This window comes from Streptomyces sp. NPDC002018 (assembly GCF_042890865.1).
Taxonomy (GTDB): domain Bacteria; phylum Actinomycetota; class Actinomycetes; order Streptomycetales; family Streptomycetaceae; genus Streptomyces.
Window position 1 is genome coordinate 121,203 of the sequence record NZ_JBIASO010000022.1, and the last position, 16,512, is coordinate 137,714.

Annotated in this window: 13 protein-coding genes and 1 pseudogene; 6 read left to right on the forward strand and 8 right to left on the reverse strand. The window is 72.7% G+C overall.

All coding sequences use genetic code 11. From position 1 onward, the window contains the following. Positions 1-16 precede the first annotated feature (16 nt). Positions 17-700 (reverse strand): annotated as a pseudogene (gene recX / locus ACFYYH_RS29230) (recombination regulator RecX); the annotation flags it as partial. Further along, positions 607-1,737: a recombinase RecA gene (gene recA / locus ACFYYH_RS29235; RefSeq protein ID WP_388557125.1), complete on the reverse strand. Its 1,131-nt coding sequence runs from the start codon at positions 1,735-1,737 to the stop codon at positions 607-609. The pseudogene recX and the gene recA, both read right to left, overlap by 94 nt. A 537-nt stretch (positions 1,738-2,274) precedes the next feature. On the opposite strand from recA, the gene ACFYYH_RS29240 reads away from it, so the two are divergent. The 4 genes from ACFYYH_RS29240 (at position 2,275) to ACFYYH_RS29255 (ending at position 5,624) form a co-directional block, all read left to right on the forward strand. Further along, positions 2,275-2,793, forward strand: a complete 519-nt coding sequence (locus tag ACFYYH_RS29240) for a toxin-antitoxin system HicB family antitoxin (RefSeq protein ID WP_388557127.1) — start codon at positions 2,275-2,277, stop codon at positions 2,791-2,793. Between the two features lie 108 nt (positions 2,794-2,901). Further along, positions 2,902-3,747, forward strand: a complete 846-nt coding sequence (locus ACFYYH_RS29245) for a DUF4097 domain-containing protein (RefSeq protein ID WP_388557129.1) — start codon at positions 2,902-2,904, stop codon at positions 3,745-3,747. Positions 3,748-3,807: 60 nt separating this feature from the next. Next, the gene (locus tag ACFYYH_RS29250; protein WP_388557131.1) at positions 3,808-4,839 is read left to right on the forward strand and encodes an ATP-binding cassette domain-containing protein; all 1,032 of its coding nucleotides are present in this window, start codon (positions 3,808-3,810) and stop codon (positions 4,837-4,839) included. Next, a complete protein-coding gene (locus tag ACFYYH_RS29255) occupies positions 4,836-5,624 on the forward strand; it encodes an ABC transporter permease (RefSeq protein WP_388557133.1) in 789 nt (262 codons plus the stop codon). The genes ACFYYH_RS29250 and ACFYYH_RS29255 overlap by 4 nt, the downstream gene beginning before the upstream one ends. Before the next feature lie 169 nt (positions 5,625-5,793). Here the strand turns inward: ACFYYH_RS29255 and ACFYYH_RS29260 are convergent, their stop codons facing one another. Next, positions 5,794-6,387, reverse strand: a complete 594-nt coding sequence (locus ACFYYH_RS29260) for a TetR/AcrR family transcriptional regulator (protein ID WP_388557135.1) — start codon at positions 6,385-6,387, stop codon at positions 5,794-5,796. 207 nt (positions 6,388-6,594) lie between these two features. Between ACFYYH_RS29260 and ACFYYH_RS29265 the strand changes: the two genes are divergently transcribed. Beyond that, a complete protein-coding gene (locus tag ACFYYH_RS29265; protein WP_388557189.1) occupies positions 6,595-7,449 on the forward strand; it encodes an NAD(P)H-binding protein in 855 nt (284 codons plus the stop codon). A 78-nt stretch (positions 7,450-7,527) separates the two neighbouring features. Here ACFYYH_RS29265 and ACFYYH_RS29270 read toward each other — a convergent pair whose 3' ends face one another. The 5 genes from ACFYYH_RS29270 to ACFYYH_RS29290 form a co-directional block, all read right to left on the reverse strand. Beyond that, on the reverse strand, positions 7,528-8,742 hold the full coding sequence (locus ACFYYH_RS29270) for an AI-2E family transporter (RefSeq protein WP_388557191.1): 1,215 nt from the start codon (positions 8,740-8,742) through the stop codon (positions 7,528-7,530). A 329-nt stretch (positions 8,743-9,071) separates the two neighbouring features. Continuing rightward, positions 9,072-9,266 (reverse strand): DUF3046 domain-containing protein, encoded by a 195-nt coding sequence (locus tag ACFYYH_RS29275; RefSeq protein ID WP_384790274.1) that lies wholly within the window; start codon positions 9,264-9,266, stop codon positions 9,072-9,074. Between the two features lie 209 nt (positions 9,267-9,475). Then, a complete protein-coding gene (locus tag ACFYYH_RS29280; protein WP_388557137.1) occupies positions 9,476-9,784 on the reverse strand; it encodes an AzlD domain-containing protein in 309 nt (102 codons plus the stop codon). After that, positions 9,781-10,611: an AzlC family ABC transporter permease gene (locus tag ACFYYH_RS29285; RefSeq protein ID WP_388557140.1), complete on the reverse strand. Its 831-nt coding sequence runs from the start codon at positions 10,609-10,611 to the stop codon at positions 9,781-9,783. The genes ACFYYH_RS29280 and ACFYYH_RS29285 overlap by 4 nt, the downstream gene beginning before the upstream one ends. Positions 10,612-10,816: 205 nt before the next feature. Next, the gene (locus ACFYYH_RS29290; protein WP_388557142.1) at positions 10,817-11,677 is read right to left on the reverse strand and encodes an AraC family transcriptional regulator; all 861 of its coding nucleotides are present in this window, start codon (positions 11,675-11,677) and stop codon (positions 10,817-10,819) included. A 169-nt stretch (positions 11,678-11,846) separates the two neighbouring features. Between ACFYYH_RS29290 and ACFYYH_RS29295 the strand changes: the two genes are divergently transcribed. Next, positions 11,847-16,493, forward strand: a complete 4,647-nt coding sequence (locus tag ACFYYH_RS29295; RefSeq protein WP_388557144.1) for an ATP-dependent helicase — start codon at positions 11,847-11,849, stop codon at positions 16,491-16,493. Positions 16,494-16,512: the final 19 nt, after the last annotated feature.

Here is a 16,512-nt window from a genome sequence, read left to right on the forward strand (position 1 = left end):
CCTGGACAAGGACGCCCTAGCAGAGGCTCTCATCCAGCCCCTCGGTGTCCTCGCCCTCCTCCTCCAGCGCCTGCCTGACCACCCGCAACGCCATGCCCTCCGCGTACCCCTTGCGGGCCAGCATGCCCGCGAGCCTGCGCAGCCGCCGGTCCCGTTCCAGACCGCGAGTGGCCCGGAGCCTACGGGCGACCAGCTCGCGGGCGGTCGCCTCCTCCTGATCCGTGTCCAGTTGCCCGACCGCCTCCTCGATCAGGGCGGAGTCCACTCCCTTCGTACGCAGCTCGCGTGCGAGGGCCCGTCTGGCGAGCCCCCTGCCGTGGTGCCGTGACTCCACCCAGGCGTCCGCGAACGCCGCGTCGTCGATCAGCCCCACGTCCTCGAAGCGGGAGAGCACCTCCTCGGCGGCGTCCTCGGGGATGCCCCGCTTGTCCAGCGCGTCCGCCAGTTGCTTACGGGTGCGCGGGGTCCCGGTGAGCAGGCGCAGACAGATCGCCCGCGCCCGCTCCACCGGATCCTGGGGCGACAGCTCCTGCTCGGCCCTCGACGAGTCGAAGCTGTCGCCCGGTCCTTCCGTTCGCCGCCTCTTCCCACCAGGCATGGGACGGACTAGCTCTTCGCCGCTGCCGCCTTGGCCGACTTGGCCTTGGAGGCAGTGGCGGGCGCCGACTTCACCGGGTCCTCGGCCGAGGCCGGGGCCGCGGCGGCGGCCGCGTCCGCGCCGGGCTCGGCCTTCGTCTCCGGCCTGACACCGACCCCGAGCTTCTCCAGGATCTTCTTCTCGATCTCATTGGCGAGATCGGGATTGTCCTTGAGGAAGTTACGGGCGTTCTCCTTGCCCTGACCGAGCTGATCGCCCTCGTACGTGTACCAGGCGCCGGCCTTCCGTACGAAGCCGTGCTCGACGCCCATGTCGATCAGACCGCCCTCACGGCTGATGCCCTGGCCGTAGAGGATGTCGAACTCGGCCTGTTTGAAGGGCGGCGCGACCTTGTTCTTGACGACCTTGACGCGGGTGCGGTTGCCGACGGCGTCGGTACCGTCCTTCAGCGTCTCGATACGGCGGATGTCGAGACGCACCGAGGCGTAGAACTTGAGCGCCCGGCCACCGGTCGTGGTCTCCGGCGAGCCGAACATCACACCGATCTTCTCGCGGAGCTGGTTGATGAAGATCGCCGTGGTCTTCGACTGGTTGAGCGCGCTGGTGATCTTCCGGAGTGCCTGGCTCATCAGCCGGGCCTGGAGGCCGACGTGCGAGTCGCCCATCTCCCCCTCGATCTCCGCGCGCGGCACCAGGGCCGCGACGGAGTCGATGACGATGAGGTCGAGCGCCCCGGAGCGGACCAGCATGTCCACGATTTCGAGCGCCTGCTCGCCGTTGTCCGGCTGGGACAGGATGAGGTTGTCGATGTCGACGCCGAGCTTCTTCGCGTACTCGGGGTCGAGGGCGTGCTCGGCGTCCACGAAGGCCACCGCGCCGCCCGCGCGCTGTGCGTTGGCCACGGCGTGCAGCGTCAGGGTCGTCTTGCCGGAGGACTCCGGGCCGTACACCTCCACCACGCGTCCGCGCGGCAGACCGCCGACGCCCAGGGCGACGTCCAGCGCGGTCGACCCGGTGGGGATGACCTCGATCGGCTCGTTCGGCCGCTCGCCGAGGCGCATCACCGCGCCCTTGCCGAATTGGCGTTCAATCTGTGCGAGAGCGGCGTCGAGCGCCTTCTCGCGGTCGGTTCCTGCCATGGGTTCCACCCGATTTGCTTGTGTCGATCGCTTCACGTCGAAGACGCTATCCCCTGCCACTGACAACGCGTCCCGACGTCCTCCCGGCCTGTGGACAACTCCGCCGAAACTCCCTCGGTGTCCGCGCGGGCGAACCGCGCCGGACAGCCCCACCGGCCGGCCACGGAACACCGCGCCGGACCCCCATAAGAATGGATGTTCGATTTTAGTGTCAAGCGCGCCACCCCGCGCGCCGAGCGCCCCGCCCCCTCCCGACCGCCTGGCGTCCCGCACCCCTGAACCGTGAACACGCGCCGGCGAAGTTCGGGTGGCACAGAGGGGCCACACAATGGCACCAGGTGACACCACCAGGCGCCATCCGGCACCACCCCGGCGCCGCCCCATGCCCTCAGAAGCGCGCGAGCACGCATGACACCACCCTCCCCAAGGTCACCTACTCCACGTTTCCGCAGGTCAGGTCGGATGCCCTCGAGGCGACTCCCCGCGAGGTGCCACTCGGGCTTGCACATAGCGCCATCATGGTGCCATCATGGCGCTATGGACCTCACCCCGTATGTCGACACCCTCCGCCGCGAACTCGCGGTGGCCGCCGAGGCCGGCGGCGACGAAGCCCGCGAGCTGGCCGAGAGGCTCACCGCTCCCCTGGAGTCGGCGACGCGGCTGACCCTGCTCAACGTGCTCTCCGCCGCGATGGACGAGATCACCCGCGAACTCGCCCCCGGCTCGGTCGACGTACGGCTGCGCGGGCTCGACCCCGACTTCGTGGTGACACCACCGCCCGCCGACGGCGGCCCCATGGAAGCGGCCGCCGCGCCCGTCGCACCGCACAAGGCCCAGTCGCCCGCCGATGGCGACGAGGGCGGCACCGCCCGTGTCAATCTGCGTCTGCCGGCCCACCTCAAGGCGCGCGCCGAGGAGGCCGCGAGCCGCGAGGGCCTGTCGGTCAACGCGTGGTTGGTGCGCGCCGTGTCGGCCGCGGTCGACGGCGGCACGCGGCCGCGTACGACGGAGAAGACCCGGACCATCGGACAGAGCTACACGGGCTGGGTGCGCTAGTCCCACCCGCCCGCACCATTCCGCCCGCACCATCCCACCCACACCACTTCACCCACACCACGTCCCACCAGCGGGGACGCCCCGAAGACCCAAGAGGACGGGACAGCCATGCCTTCTTTCGACACTCCCGAACCGATCTCGGCCACGGCGCACGTGGAGGCCGGTTCCATCCGGTTCACCGCGGGCGAGCGCCTCGACACCGTCGTCGAGGTGCGGCCCCGCGACCCGAAGCGGGACCCGGACGTACGGGCGGCCGACCAGACCGAGGTCACGTACGCGAGCGGCGTCCTGACCGTCAGGACGCCCAAGCAGCGCTACCTCGTCGGGCGCACCGGCACCGTCGATGTGACGGTCGAACTGCCCACCGGCTCGCGCGTCGACATGACCGGCGCCTGGGTCCAGGTGCTCGGCGAGGGACGGCTCGGCGAGGTCCGGGTGAAGACCTCGTCCGGTGACGTCCGCCTCGACACGACCGGGCCGCTCCAGCTCACCGCCTCCCACGGCTCGATCACCGTCGACCGGATCGAGGGCATGGCCGAGATCACCACCAGCTCCGGCAGCCTGCGCGTCGGCACCGTCGACGGTCCCGCCGTCCTGAAGAACTCGCACGGCATCACGAACGTCGGCGCCGCGACCGGCGACCTGCGGGTGAGCGGCGCCAACGGCGACATCGACATCGCGCGCGCCGAGGGCTCCGTCGTCGCCACCACCGCCCATGGCATGCTGCGCGTCGCCGATGTGGCTCGCGGCACCGTCCAGTTGCAGACCTCCTACGGCGCCATCGAGGTCGGCGTCCGCGAGGGCACCGCCGCCTGGCTCGACGTCAGCTCCGCCCACGGGCAGGTACGCAACACGCTCACCGCGTCCGAGACCCCGGAGGGGGCCGAGGACACCGTCGAGGTCCGCGCCCGGACCCGGTTCGGCACCATCGACGTGCGCCGCGCCCGGGTCTGAACACCACCCCGCCGACTCACCCACTTCCCCGTCACTCCAGCCTTCGAACGGGAGGGCTCCATGCCTTCTTCTGTCATGCCCGCGCCAAGGCCGGGCCGTCCGCAGCCGCCCGCCGCCATCTCCGCCGTCGGTCTGCGCAAGTCGTACGGCGACCAGACCGTGCTCGACGGCATCGATCTGCTCATCCCGGCCGGGTCCGTGTTCGCGCTGCTCGGGCCCAACGGGGCCGGCAAGACCACCGCCGTCAAGATCCTCTCCACCCTCGTCGCCGCCGACGGCGGGCAGGCCCAGGTCGCGGGGCACGACGTCGCCATGTCACCGGACGGGGTGCGGGCCGCGATCGGCGTCACCGGGCAGTTCTCCGCCGTCGACAACCTGATCACCGGCGAGGAGAACATGCTCCTCATGGCCGATCTGCACCATCTGTCCAAGAGCGAGGGGCGACGGGCCGCCGCCGGACTCCTTGAGCGCTTCGACCTCACCGACGCCGCGAAGAAGCCCGCCTCCACCTACTCCGGCGGCATGAGGCGCCGCCTCGACATCGCCATGACCCTGGTCGGCAGCCCCCGGATCATCTTCCTCGACGAGCCGACCACCGGCCTCGACCCCCGCTCCCGCCACAACATGTGGCAGATCATTCGCGAGCTGGTCTCCGACGGTGTCACCGTCTTCCTCACCACGCAGTACCTGGAGGAGGCCGACGAACTCGCCGACCGTATCGCCGTGCTCAACGACGGCAGGATCGCCGCCCAGGGCACCGCCGAGGAGCTGAAGCGGCTGATCCCCGGCGGCCATGTCCGGCTCCGCTTCTCCGACCCGTCCGCGTACCGGTCCGCCGCCCTCGCACTGCGCGAGGCCACCCGGGACGACGAGGCGCTGTCGCTACAGATCCCCAGCGACGGCGGCCAGCGCGAGCTGCGCTCCATCCTCGACCGGCTGGACTCGGCCGGCATCGAGGCCGACGAGCTGACCGTGCACACCCCCGACCTCGACGACGTGTTCTTCGCCCTGACCGGCTCCGCCCAGCCCCACCAGCCCCACCAGCCCACCCATCCCAGCCAGTCCACCCAGCCCGAGGAGGCTGCCCGATGAGCTCCCTCTCCCTCGCCGTGCGCGACTCGTCCACGATGCTGCGCCGCAACCTCCTGCACGCGCGGCGCTACCCGTCCCTCACCCTGAACCTGCTGCTCACGCCGATCGTCCTGCTGCTGCTCTTCGTCTACGTCTTCGGTGAGGTGATGAGCGCGGGCATGGGCGGCGGCGCCGACCGCTCCGCGTACATCGCCTACGTCGTGCCGGGCATCCTGATGATGACCATCGGAGGCACCGTGGTCGGAACCGCGGTGTCCGTCTCCAACGACATGACCGAGGGCATCATCGCCCGCTTCCGCACGATGGCGATCCACCGCGGGTCCGTGCTCATCGGGCATGTCATCGGCAGCGTGCTGCAGTCGGTCATGAGCGTGGTCCTCGTGGGCGCCGTCGCCGTGGCCATCGGCTTCCGGTCCACGGACGCCACGGCCCTGGAGTGGCTGGCGGCGCTCGGGCTGATGGCGCTGGTCGCCCTCGCGCTCACCTGGATCGCGGTCGGGATGGGCATGGTCAGCCCGAACGTCGAGGCGGCCAGCAACAACGCGCTGCCGCTGATCGTCCTGCCGCTCATCTCGAGCGCCTTCGTCCCGGTCGACGCGATGCCGGGCTGGTTCCAGCCGATCGCCGAGTACCAGCCGTTCACTCCGGCCATCGAGACCCTGCGCGGCCTGCTGCTCGGCAGCGAGATCGGGCACAACGGGTGGCTCGCGGTCGCCTGGTGCGTGGCCCTGGCGGTACTGGGTTACCTCTGGTCGAAGGCGGTTTTCGACCGCGATCCGAAGTAGCCGGGACGATCGCGCGAGCCGCCTCCCGCAACTCGCGCGCCCCGAGGGCGGCGTACTCCGGCACCGCGTCGGCGTACGCCGCCCCGTGGGCGTTCTCGGCCGCCCGCCGGGACCACGCCATGGACACCGTCGGCTGCCGTGGACACCGTCGGCCGGAGAACGTGGGCGTTCAGTCCGGTGACACACGGGAGCCCAGGACCCCGGCGGTGAAGGCCCCCAGGTGAGCCCGCATCTGCTCACGCGTCATCCCCCGCCGGCCGACGAGGTGCTCGACGAGGTCGGCGCGGGTGGCGGCGAGCAGGGCATGCGCGGTGAAATCACCGTCGGCGAGTCCGGGGATCCGCTCCAGCATGGTCCGCAGCGTGCCGTGCCACCGCTCGTAGTGCGCCGCCTCGTAGGGGCTGTCGCTGCCGGTTCCCTCCAGCGCCAGGGCCAGATGACGATTGTCGATCTTGAAACACAGGACGGCGTCGAGGAGGGCGGGTACGCGCTCCAGCGGCGGGGCGGCGGGCCCCAGGGGCGGCGGGCCCTCCTCGGCGGCGAGCCTGATCGGCGCGAGCCGCGTCTCGTACAGCGCGCGGATCAGGCCGGTGCGGTCACCGAAGCCGCGGAAGAGCGTCGCCTTGCCGACGCCGGCCGCTGACGCGATGTCGGCCATGGTGACGGCCTCAGGGCGCTCGCAGCGGGCGAAGAGCGCGTCGGCGGCCGCGAGAACGGCCTCCCGATTGCGAGTGGCGTCGGCGCGTGGCTTGCGTTCGGGCATTTCGGCTCGGTTCCTCCAGTTGCAAAGCGGACCCACGGTCCGTATCGTCCAGCCTGCGAAGCGGACTCAGGGTCCGTATCGTATGGGACGGAGCGAACCATGAGCACGGACATCGAACCGGTGGACCTGTACCGCCACAACCTGGAGCCACTGCTGGAACCCGCTCGCCGTCCAGAACCCTGCCGCCCACTTCGCGGGGAACAACTGATGCCCGCGCCTGAGGCGTTCACCCTGGTCATCGGGGCCACCGGCACCACCGGCAGCCGTGTCGCCGCCCGGCTGACCGCCCAAGGCCGGCGCGTCAAGGCCGCCAGCCGGGGCGCCACCCCCGTGGACGGGGCCCGTCCCGTGCGGTTCGACTGGGACGAGCCCGCGTCCTTCGCGAACGCCCTCGACGGCGCGGACCGGGTCTATCTCATCCCTCCGCTCGGCGCCGCGGACCCGGCGGCCGTCATGCTGCCCTTCCTCCGGCAGGCCCGTACGGCGGGAGTCCGTCGGGCGGTGCTGCTCAGCTCGTCGGCGATCCCCGCAGGCGGTCCCGCCGTGGGACAGGTTCACCAGGCCCTGCCCGGCCTGTTCCCCGAGTGGGCGGTTCTGCGGCCGTCGTGGTTCATGCAGAACTTCACCGGCGACCACGCGCACGCCCGGACCCTCAGAGCGGACGGAACCGTCCGGACGGCAGCCGGCGGGGGCCGCGTCGGATTCGTCGACGCCGAGGACATCGCCGCCGTGGCCGTGCACGCGCTGACCGCCCCGCGGTCGCCGGACACCGACCTGATCATCACCGGGCCGCAGGCGCTGAGCTACGGCGACATCGCCGCCATCCTCACCCAGGTCACCGGCCGGACCATCACCCACCGCCGGCTGACGTACGGGCAGATGCGGGACCGTCTGGCCGGCGGCATGCCCGCCGAGTTCGCCGCGATGCTCGCCGGCATGGACCGCGCCATCGCCGAAGGCGCCGAGGACCGCACCACGGACACCGTCGAGCGCCTCACCGGCCGCCCACCGGGCAGCTTCCGCGCCTTCGCGGAACGGGAGACGCACCGGCTCCGGGGCTGACCGCCCCCGGTTCCGAAGGTGACCGCCCCCGGTTCCGTGCGCCCAGGCACGTGCGGTCCTGGGACCTGCGCGACGCCCCTAGGACAGCCGGTCGGCCCGTCGGGGTCGGTCGGTGTCCTCAGCGGCCTCGGGGCCCTCAGTGGCGTCGGGGCCCTCGGGCTCCTCGGGAAGGGGCGCCGAGCCGTCGCGGGCACGCAGCGCACGCCGCACCTGTCCCAGGACCGACCGTCCGCGGCGCGGCGTGCGGCCCCGCACCCGCGCGTCGTCCATCACGTCGTACCGCTTCACATACGCGCCGAGGAACGCCTGGAGCGTGGCGACCGCCGGGATCGCGATCAGGGCGCCGACCGCGCCCAGCAGCGCCGTACCCGCCACCACCGAGCCGAAGGCGACGGCGGGGTGGATGTCGACGGTCTTGGCCGTGAGCTTCGGCTGGAGCATGTAGTTCTCGAACTGCTGGTAGATCACCACGAACCCGAGCACCCAGAGCGCGTACCAGGGGGCGATGGTGAAGGCGATCAGCATCGGCAGCGCGCCCGCCAGATACGTGCCGATGGTCGGGATGAACTGGGAGACCAGCCCCACCCAGATCGCCAGCGCCGGCGCGTAGGGCACGCCCAGGATCTCCAGCAGGATGTAGTGCGCGACCCCGGAGATCAGTGCCATCAGCCCGCGGGAGTAGAGATAGCCACCGGTCTTGTCGACCGCGATCTCCCAGGCGCGCAGCACCTCGGCCTGCTTGGCCGGCGGAAGTACGGAGCAGAGCGCGCGCCGCAGGCGGGGCCCGTCGGCCGCGAAGTAGAACGAGAACAGGAAGATCGTGAGCAGCCGGAACAGCCCGCCCAGCACGGTGGTGGAGACGTCGAGGACACCGGTCGCGCTGTTCTGCACATATCTCTGGAGCCAGTCGGAGTGCAGCAGACTGTCCTGGACGGCGACCCGGGACAGTTCCGTACGGAAGGTCGCGTTGATCCAGTTCATCACCGAGTCGAGGTACTGGGGGAAGGATTCGATCATGTCGATGATCTGACTCGCCAGTATCGAACTGAGCATCACCACGAAACCGACGCACACGATCAGCACCGCGAAGAAGACCAGGAAGGTGGCGAGCCCGCGCCGCATACCGCGAGCCGCCATCCGGCTCACCGCGGGCTCGACCGCCAGGGCCAGGAAGAACGCGATCAGCACATTGATCAGCAGCCCGATGAGCTGATGGAACGCCCAGCTCCCGAGCTGGAAGCAGGCGATGAGCGCCAGCGCGAGAATCATGGCGCGGGGCAGCCAGCGCGGCATGGGGACCTGGCCGCCGGTCCTGGCACCCGGCCCGGCGCCGCTCCCCGCTCCGGCCCCCGTCCCGGTGGCGGTCCCGGCGGCAGGAGCGGGCGGCGCGCCCGCCGGTACGTCCGGGGGCGCGTCCACGGTCATGTCCACGGGTGCGCTCGGCGCGGGAATCGGCGCGGGCTGCGGAACGTGCGGGGCTCGCACATGCGCCGCGCCGGGTGCGGTGTCGTCGGTCTCGTCGGTCGGTTCAGTCGCGTCAGTCGGTGCCACTGAGCCAGTGTCACCCACCGCCGGGGCATCCCCTGCCCCGTCGCGGCCCTCACCGGTCCGCGGCGTACGCGTCACCGCTTCTCGGGCGGTACGCCCATGGCGGCGCAGACCGCCCGCCAGACGTCCTTCGCCTCCCAGCCCGCGTCGAGCGCCTCGTGCACGGTACGGCCGCCCAGCTCGGCCATCACATGGTCACGGGCGAACGAATCGGCGTAGGCCGCGCCGAAGTGGTCCGCCATCCGCTCCCAGAAAATCGTCAACCGCATGGCACCAGTATCGCGCCCCTGAGCGTGCGGAGGCGCTGGTCTCCCGGCTGCCGCACGGTGACGAGGTGCGGCACGTCCGGCTCGTCCGCACCGCCGGCTTCCGCCGCCCGACCGCCCGACCGCCCGACCGCCGGCTGTTGGTCTATCGGTCTGTCGGCTGTCGGTCTGTCGGCTGTCGGTCGCCGGTCCTTCGGCCGTCCCGTCGGCCGTCAGCCGCTGAGCGCCCGTACCCCCGCCGTGACGCCCACCGCGACAGCGACGACCACCAGGAACGGGGCGCGCAGGACGAGCGCGAGCGCCGCCGCCGCGAGTCCCGCGCCCCGCGCGTCCAGGACGAGCGCGCCGCCGGCACTGAAGGTCTGCTGCGCGGTGAGCGCGGCGAGCAGACCGACGGGCAGCAGCGCCGCCAGCCGCTGGACGAGGGGGCGCTCCAGGACACCGACGGGGACCAGCAACCCGAGCAGCTTGACGAGATAGCAGCCGACGGCGGTCACCCCGATCGCGATCCAGATGTTCAACGGTCCGCCCCCTTCCGACGGGTTCCGGCGAGCCGCCGTCCTTCGAACCAGAGGACGGCGGGGGCGGCCAGGCCCGCGACGAGCACCGGGACCCCGGCGGGCAGTACCGGCAGGAAGCCCAGCCCCAGGACGACCGCGAGGCCCGCGACCATCCGCTCGGTGGCGGTGCGGAGCATCGGCGCGAGCAGCGCGAGGAAGACGGCGGGCCCCGCCGCGTCGAGCCCCCACGCGGCGGTGTCGCCCAGGGCTTCCGCGCCCAGGGCCCCGGCGAGGGTGGTGAGGTTCCACAGCAGATAGAGCGACAGCCCCGTCACCGTGAAGCCGATCCTGGCGCCGCGCCGCGTCGGCTGGGCGAGCGCGACGGCGGTGGTCTCGTCGATCACCCACTGGGCGGCCAGCGGACGTACGGGTCCCGGCAGCCGCAGCAACTGGGAGAGCCTGAGTCCGTAGAAGGCGTTGCGCACACCCAGGAAGAACGCGCCCGCGGCGGCGGTGAACGGATTGCCGCCCGCCGCGAGCGCACCGACCAGGGCGAACTGGGAGGCGCCGGTGAAGACCAGCAGGCTCAGCGCACAGGTCTGGAGGACGGAGAGCCCGGCGCCCGCCGAGGTGACCCCGAAGGCGAAGCCGGAGAGTCCGACGGCGACCCCGACGCCGAGGGCGTCGCGCACGACGGCCGAGTCGGGCTTGGGCTCAGGGACGGGCCCGGGGACGGGCTTGGGAACAGGCCCGGGAGCGGGCTCGGGGGCGAGGGTCTGCCGGGCGGTGGTCGCCGCCGGGTCGTCTGCCGGTATGTCCGCGGAGGCGGACGCTGTCTGTTCTGGCACGCCACGGACGCTACGACGGCCGGCCCCGTCCGGTCTTGTACGTTCTTGCGCTCCGGGCGGCGCGGCCCTGGCCCTTCCTGCCCGGTCCTGCCCGGTCCTGCCCGGTGGCCGGCCCTCCGCACGGGCCGGCCGGCATGCCGTACACACCGGAGCGGCCGCCGCCGGGGGCGCGTCACATGCCCGGCGGCGGCCGGAGACCGTCAGGTCAGGACTCCGGAGTCCTCGTGGCCTCCCCCGGCCCGGCCACGCGCCGGCGCTCCCTGCGGTACGCGCCGGGCGGCACACCGACGATCCGGGTGAAGTGGCGGTGGAGATGCGGCTGGTCGGTGAAGCCGACGGTGACGGCCGCCTCCGCCGGTGCCGTACCGGCGTCCAGCAGCCGCCGGGCACGCCGTACCCGTGCGTCCGTCAGCCAGGCGTGCGGGGGCAGCCCGTAGGTGTCCTTGAAGGCCCGCAGCAGCGCGAACGGGCTGGTGCCGAGATCGGCGGCGAGCCGCTCCAGGGTCGGCGGATCGGCCATCCGGTCCTCCAGCACGGCACGCGCGCGTGCCGCGGTCCTCGCCCCGGCCCCGCGTATCGCGCGCTGCGGCAGGACACCGCCGTTCAGCCGCAGCAGCCTGGTGACCGCGATCCGCAGCAGGGTGTCGGCGGCCAGCGCGTTCCCCTCGTCGGCCGCGCGCAGGACCTGGTGGACGAGGTGGGCGGCGTACGGGTCGTCCACCACGGGGGCCGTGAAACCGGGGGTGCCCCGGATCGCGGTCGTCTCCGCGGCGATCGAGGCGACGACGTCGGCCGCCGGATAGACGGCCCCGTACCGCCAGCCCTCCGGGCCCTGGGCATGACCGGTGTGCGGGGCCTCCGGGTTGATCAGCGCCAGCGCGCCGGGACCCGCGTACCGGTTGGCGCCACCGTGGTGGAAGACCTCGACGCCGTCCGTGATGGCGGCGATGACGAAGGTCTCATGGGTGTGGCGCACAAAGGTCTTGCGGACGTAGCTCGCGCGCAGGAGGTCGACGCCGGGCAGGGCGGGGTAGTGCCAGTGCCGTGCCTGTTCCCGGGTCGCCATGCTCCCATTCTGCGGTCCCCGCCCCCGGGGTCCGCACGTGCCGTCCGGCGGTTCCGCACGTCCCGCCCCGAGGCCCCGCTCCCTGCGCTCACGTTCCGTACACCCCTGCGTGCGGTACGTCGCCGCAGGTCAGGGGCGACTGTCAGTGGGTGGGTGCACGATGGGGGACATGGCACGGACCGCGCTCGACTCCTTCTCCCCCGCGACCCGCGGCTGGTTCACGGGGGCCTTCTCCGCACCCACCGCGGCGCAGGAGGGGGCCTGGCATGCCATCGAGCGGGGTTCGGACGTGCTGGTCGTGGCCCCGACCGGTTCCGGCAAGACGCTGGCCGCCTTTCTCGCCGCCCTGGACCGGCTGGCTTCCGTCCCCCCGCCCGTCGAGGCGCGCAAGCGCTGCCGGGTGCTGTACGTCTCACCGCTGAAGGCTCTCGCCGTCGATGTGGAGCGCAATCTGCGCAGTCCGCTCACGGGGATCCGGCAGGAGTCCGTGCGGCGCGGGCTGCCGGAGCCGGAGGTACGGGTCGGTATCCGCTCGGGTGACACCCCGGCCGCCGAGCGCCGCTCGATGGCCACGAAGCCGCCGGACATCCTGATCACCACCCCCGAATCGCTCTTCCTGATGCTCACGTCCTCGGCGCGGGACGCGCTCGCCGGGATCGAGACGGTGATCCTGGACGAGGTGCATGCCGTCGCCGGGACGAAGCGGGGCGCCCATCTCGCTCTGTCCCTGGAGCGGCTCGACGAGTTGCTGCCGCGCCCGGCGCGCAGGATCGGGCTGTCGGCGACGGTGCGCCCGGTGGAGGAGGTCGCCCGCTATCTGTCGCCGCAGCGGAGGGTGGAGATCGTCCAGCCCCCCTCCGGCAAGGAGTTCGACCTCTCCGTCGTCGTCCCGGTCGAGGATCTCGGTGAGCTGGGCGGCTCCCCCGCCTCGGAGACGGACGGCGCGGACCGACCGTCGATCTGGCCGCATGTGGAGGAGCGGATCGCCGATCTCGTCCAGGCACACCGCTCCACGATCGTCTTCGCCAACTCCCGCCGGCTGGCCGAGCGCCTGTGCAACCGGCTCAACGAGATCGCGTACGAACGGGCCACGGGGACGGTGCCGGACGGGGGCGATGTCGCCGGATCGCTGCCCGAGGCGCACGCCCCCGCCGAGATCATGGCCCAGTCGGGCGCGGCCAGGGGCGCGCCCGCCCTGCTCGCCCGCGCGCACCACGGCTCGGTGTCCAAGGAACAGCGCGCGCAGGTGGAGGAGGACCTCAAGGCGGGCCGGCTGCCCGCCGTGGTGGCCACGTCCAGCCTGGAGCTGGGCATCGACATGGGCGCGGTGGATCTGGTCGTCCAGGTCGAGTCGCCGCCCTCGGTCGCCTCGGGTCTCCAGCGGGTCGGCCGGGCGGGCCACCAGGTGGGCGCGGTCTCCACGGGCGTCGTCTTCCCCAAGTACCGCGGCGATCTGGTGCAGGCGGCCGTGGTGACGGAGCGGATGCGCAGCGGGGCCATCGAAGCGCTGCGCGTCCCGGCCAATCCGCTGGATGTGCTGGCCCAGCAGTTGGTCGCCATGGTCTCCCTGGACATCCGGCAGGCCGACGATCTGCTCGCGCTCGTCCGCCGCGCCGCGCCGTTCGCCTCCCTGCCCGAGTCGGCCTTCACCGCCGTCCTCGACATGCTCGCCGGGCGCTATCCCTCCGACGCCTTCGCGGAGCTGCGTCCGCGTGTGGTGTGGGACCGCGTCGCCGGTACGGTCACGGGCCGCCCCGGTGCCCAGCGCCTGGCCGTCACCTCGGGGGGCACCATCCCGGACCGGGGGCTGTTCGGTGTCTTCCTCGCCGGGGCCGACCCCAAGAAGGGCGGCGGCCGGGTCGGTGAGCTGGACGAGGAGATGGTGTACGAGTCCCGGGTGGGCGATGTCTTCACCCTCGGCACGACCTCCTGGCGGATCGAGGACATCACCCGTGACCGGGTCCTGGTCACACCCGCCCCCGGCACCCCGGGCCGGCTGCCCTTCTGGAAGGGCGACCAGCTCGGGCGCCCGCTGGAGCTGGGCCGCGCGGTGGGCGCGTTCCTGCGCGAGGTCGGCTCGCTCTCCGAGGAGGACGCCCGGTTGCGCCTGGTGGCGGCGGGGCTGGACGCCTGGGCGGCCGGCAATGTGCTGTCGTATCTGGACGAGCAGCGCCGGGCCTGCGGCCATGTCCCCGACGACCGCACGATCCTGGTCGAGCGCTTCCGTGACGAACTGGGCGACTGGCGGGTGGTGATCCACTCCCCGTTCGGGGCTCAGGTGCACGCCCCGTGGGCGCTGGCCCTGAGCGCCCGGCTCTCCGAGCGGTACGGCATGGACGCGCAGGTCATGCACGCCGACGACGGCATCGTGCTGCGCCTGCCCGACGCCGATCTGCTGGGCATGGACCTGCTGGACGGCGAGCCGGACCGCCTCGGCACGGCCTTCGACAGCGAACAGGCGCCGCTGGGGGCCTCGGACGTCGCCTTCGACGCGGGCGAGATCCGCGGGATCGTCACCGACCAGGTGGGCGGCTCCGCGCTCTTCGCCTCCCGCTTCCGGGAGTGCGCGGCACGGGCGCTGCTGCTTCCGCGCCGCAGCCCCGGCAAGCGCACCCCCCTGTGGCAGCAGCGCCAGCGGGCCGCGCAGCTCCTTCAGGTGGCGAGCGAGTTCGGCTCGTTCCCGATCGTGCTGGAGGCGGTGCGCGAATGCCTCCAGGATGTCTTCGACGTCCCGGGTCTCACGGAGCTGATGGGCGACATCGAGTCCCGCCGGGTCCGGCTGATCGAGGTCACCACCCCCGAGCCCTCCCCCTTCGCCCGCTCCCTGCTCTTCGGCTATGTCGCCCAGTTCCTGTACGAGGGGGACTCGCCCCTCGCGGAGCGGCGGGCCGCCGCGCTCTCCCTGGACTCCCGTCTGCTCGCCGAACTGCTGGGCCAGGCCGAGCTGCGCGAGCTGCTCGACCCGGATGTGCTCACGGAGCTGGAGCGGGAGCTCCAGTGGCTCACGGAGGACCGGCGCATCAAGGACATCGAGGGTGTCGCCGACGCCCTGCGTGTTCTCGGACCGCTCACCGACGCGGAGCTGGCCGCGCGCGGGGCGGACCCCGCCTGGGCCGTGGAGCTCGCCGCGACCCGCCGGGCCATCAAGGTCAGGATCGGCGGAGCCGGTCACTGGGCGGCCGTCGAGGACGCGGGACGGCTGCGGGACTCCCTGGGCACGGCCCTGCCGGTCGGTGTCCCCGAGGCGTTCACCGAGCCGGTCAAGGACCCTCTGGGCGATCTCCTCGCCCGCCATGCCCGTACGCACGGCCCGTTCACCTCGAACACGGCCGCCGAGCGCTTCGGTCTCGGCACGGCGGTCACCGACGGCGCGCTCCACCGCCTCGCCGCGAGTTCCCGCGTCGTCCAGGGCGAGTTCCATCCCTCCGGCATCGGCCAGGAGTGGTGCGACGCCACGGTGCTGCGCCGGCTGCGCCGCCGCTCCCTGGCCGCGCTGCGCCAGGAGCTGGAGCCGGTGGCGCCCGCCGCGCTCGCCACGTTCCTGCCGCAGTGGCAGCATCTGCACGCCAACAGCGTGCGCGGCATCGACGGACTGGCGCGTGCCGTCGAGCAGTTGCAGGGCGCGCCCGTCCCGGCGTCGGCGCTGGAGAAGCTGGTCCTCCCGTCCCGGATCTCCGGCTACACCCCTGGGCTTCTGGACGAACTGACCACCACCGGTGAGGTCCTGTGGGCCGGTGCGGGCGCCCTGCCGGGCAAGGACGGCTGGGTCTCGCTCTATCTCGCCGACGCCGCGCCGCTGCTGCTGCCTCCTCCGCATCCGCTGGAGCTGACCGCCCTGCACGAATCGGTACTGACCACGCTGTCGGGCGGGTACGGCCTGTTCTTCCGGCAGATCGCCGACCAGATACGTGCCACCACCCACCCGGAGGCGACCGATCCCCAACTCGCCGACGCCCTCTGGGATCTGGCCTGGTCGGGCCGGCTCACCAACGACACGCTCGCGCCGCTGCGGTCACTGCTCGGCTCGGGACGGACCGCCGGCTCCACGGCCCACCGCGCCCGGCGCCCCGTGCCACGCGGGCGGTACGGCAGCCTGACGGCCGCGGCCAGACCCGCGTCGCGTACGGGTCCGCCGACGGTGAGCGGACGCTGGTCACTGCTCCCGGCCCAGGAGCCGGATCCCACCCATCGCGCCCATGCCCTCGCCCGGACCCTGCTCGACCGCCATGGCGTGGTGACCAGGGGGGCCGTCGCGGCCGAGGGGGTGGAAGGCGGCTTCTCCGCCGTCTACCGCGTGCTGTCCGCCTTCGAGGACAGCGGACAGGCCCGCCGCGGCTATGTCGTCGAGGGCCTGGGCGCGGCCCAGTTCGCGATGGACGGCGCGGTCGACCGGCTACGGGCGGCGGCGACGGCCCGTGACCGCGCCGAGGCACACCCCTCGCCGCGTGCCGTGGTCCTGGCCGCCGCCGACCCCGCCAACGCCTACGGGGCGGCGCTGCCCTGGCCCGAGCCCCCGGACGGCGCCGGTCACAAACCGGGCCGGAAGGCCGGGTCCCTCGTCGTCCTCGTCGACGGAGAGCTGACGCTGTACATGGAGCGCGGCGGAAAGACACTGCTGGCCTGGCCCACGGATCCGGAGGACCCCGCGCTCGGGGCCGCCGCCGAGGCGCTGGCGGGCGCGGCCCGCGCGGACGCCCTCGGCACCGTCACCGTGGAGCGGACCAACGGGGCCCCGGCGCTGACCTCCCCCCTGGGCCGTGTCCTGGAGGCGGCGGGGTTCCACGCGACCCCCAGGGGCCTGCGTCTGCGCGCCTGAACGCCTGGGGGCGCGCGGC

Bases quoted from the DNA above. Each gene is read 5' to 3' on its own strand.
- recA (WP_388557125.1), bottom strand. From the start codon at position 1,737: ATGGCAGGAACCGACCGCGAGAAGGCGCTCGACGCCGCTCTCGCACAG.
- ACFYYH_RS29240 (WP_388557127.1), top strand. From the start codon at position 2,275: ATGGACCTCACCCCGTATGTCGACACCCTCCGCCGCGAACTCGCGGTG.
- ACFYYH_RS29245 (WP_388557129.1), top strand. From the start codon at position 2,902: ATGCCTTCTTTCGACACTCCCGAACCGATCTCGGCCACGGCGCACGTG.
- ACFYYH_RS29250 (WP_388557131.1), top strand. From the start codon at position 3,808: ATGCCTTCTTCTGTCATGCCCGCGCCAAGGCCGGGCCGTCCGCAGCCG.
- ACFYYH_RS29255 (WP_388557133.1), top strand. From the start codon at position 4,836: ATGAGCTCCCTCTCCCTCGCCGTGCGCGACTCGTCCACGATGCTGCGC.
- ACFYYH_RS29260 (WP_388557135.1), bottom strand. From the start codon at position 6,387: ATGCCCGAACGCAAGCCACGCGCCGACGCCACTCGCAATCGGGAGGCC.
- ACFYYH_RS29265 (WP_388557189.1), top strand. From the start codon at position 6,595: ATGCCCGCGCCTGAGGCGTTCACCCTGGTCATCGGGGCCACCGGCACC.
- ACFYYH_RS29270 (WP_388557191.1), bottom strand. From the start codon at position 8,742: ATGCCGCGCTGGCTGCCCCGCGCCATGATTCTCGCGCTGGCGCTCATC.
- ACFYYH_RS29275 (WP_384790274.1), bottom strand. From the start codon at position 9,266: ATGCGGTTGACGATTTTCTGGGAGCGGATGGCGGACCACTTCGGCGCG.
- ACFYYH_RS29290 (WP_388557142.1), bottom strand. From the start codon at position 11,677: ATGGCGACCCGGGAACAGGCACGGCACTGGCACTACCCCGCCCTGCCC.
- ACFYYH_RS29295 (WP_388557144.1), top strand. From the start codon at position 11,847: ATGGCACGGACCGCGCTCGACTCCTTCTCCCCCGCGACCCGCGGCTGG.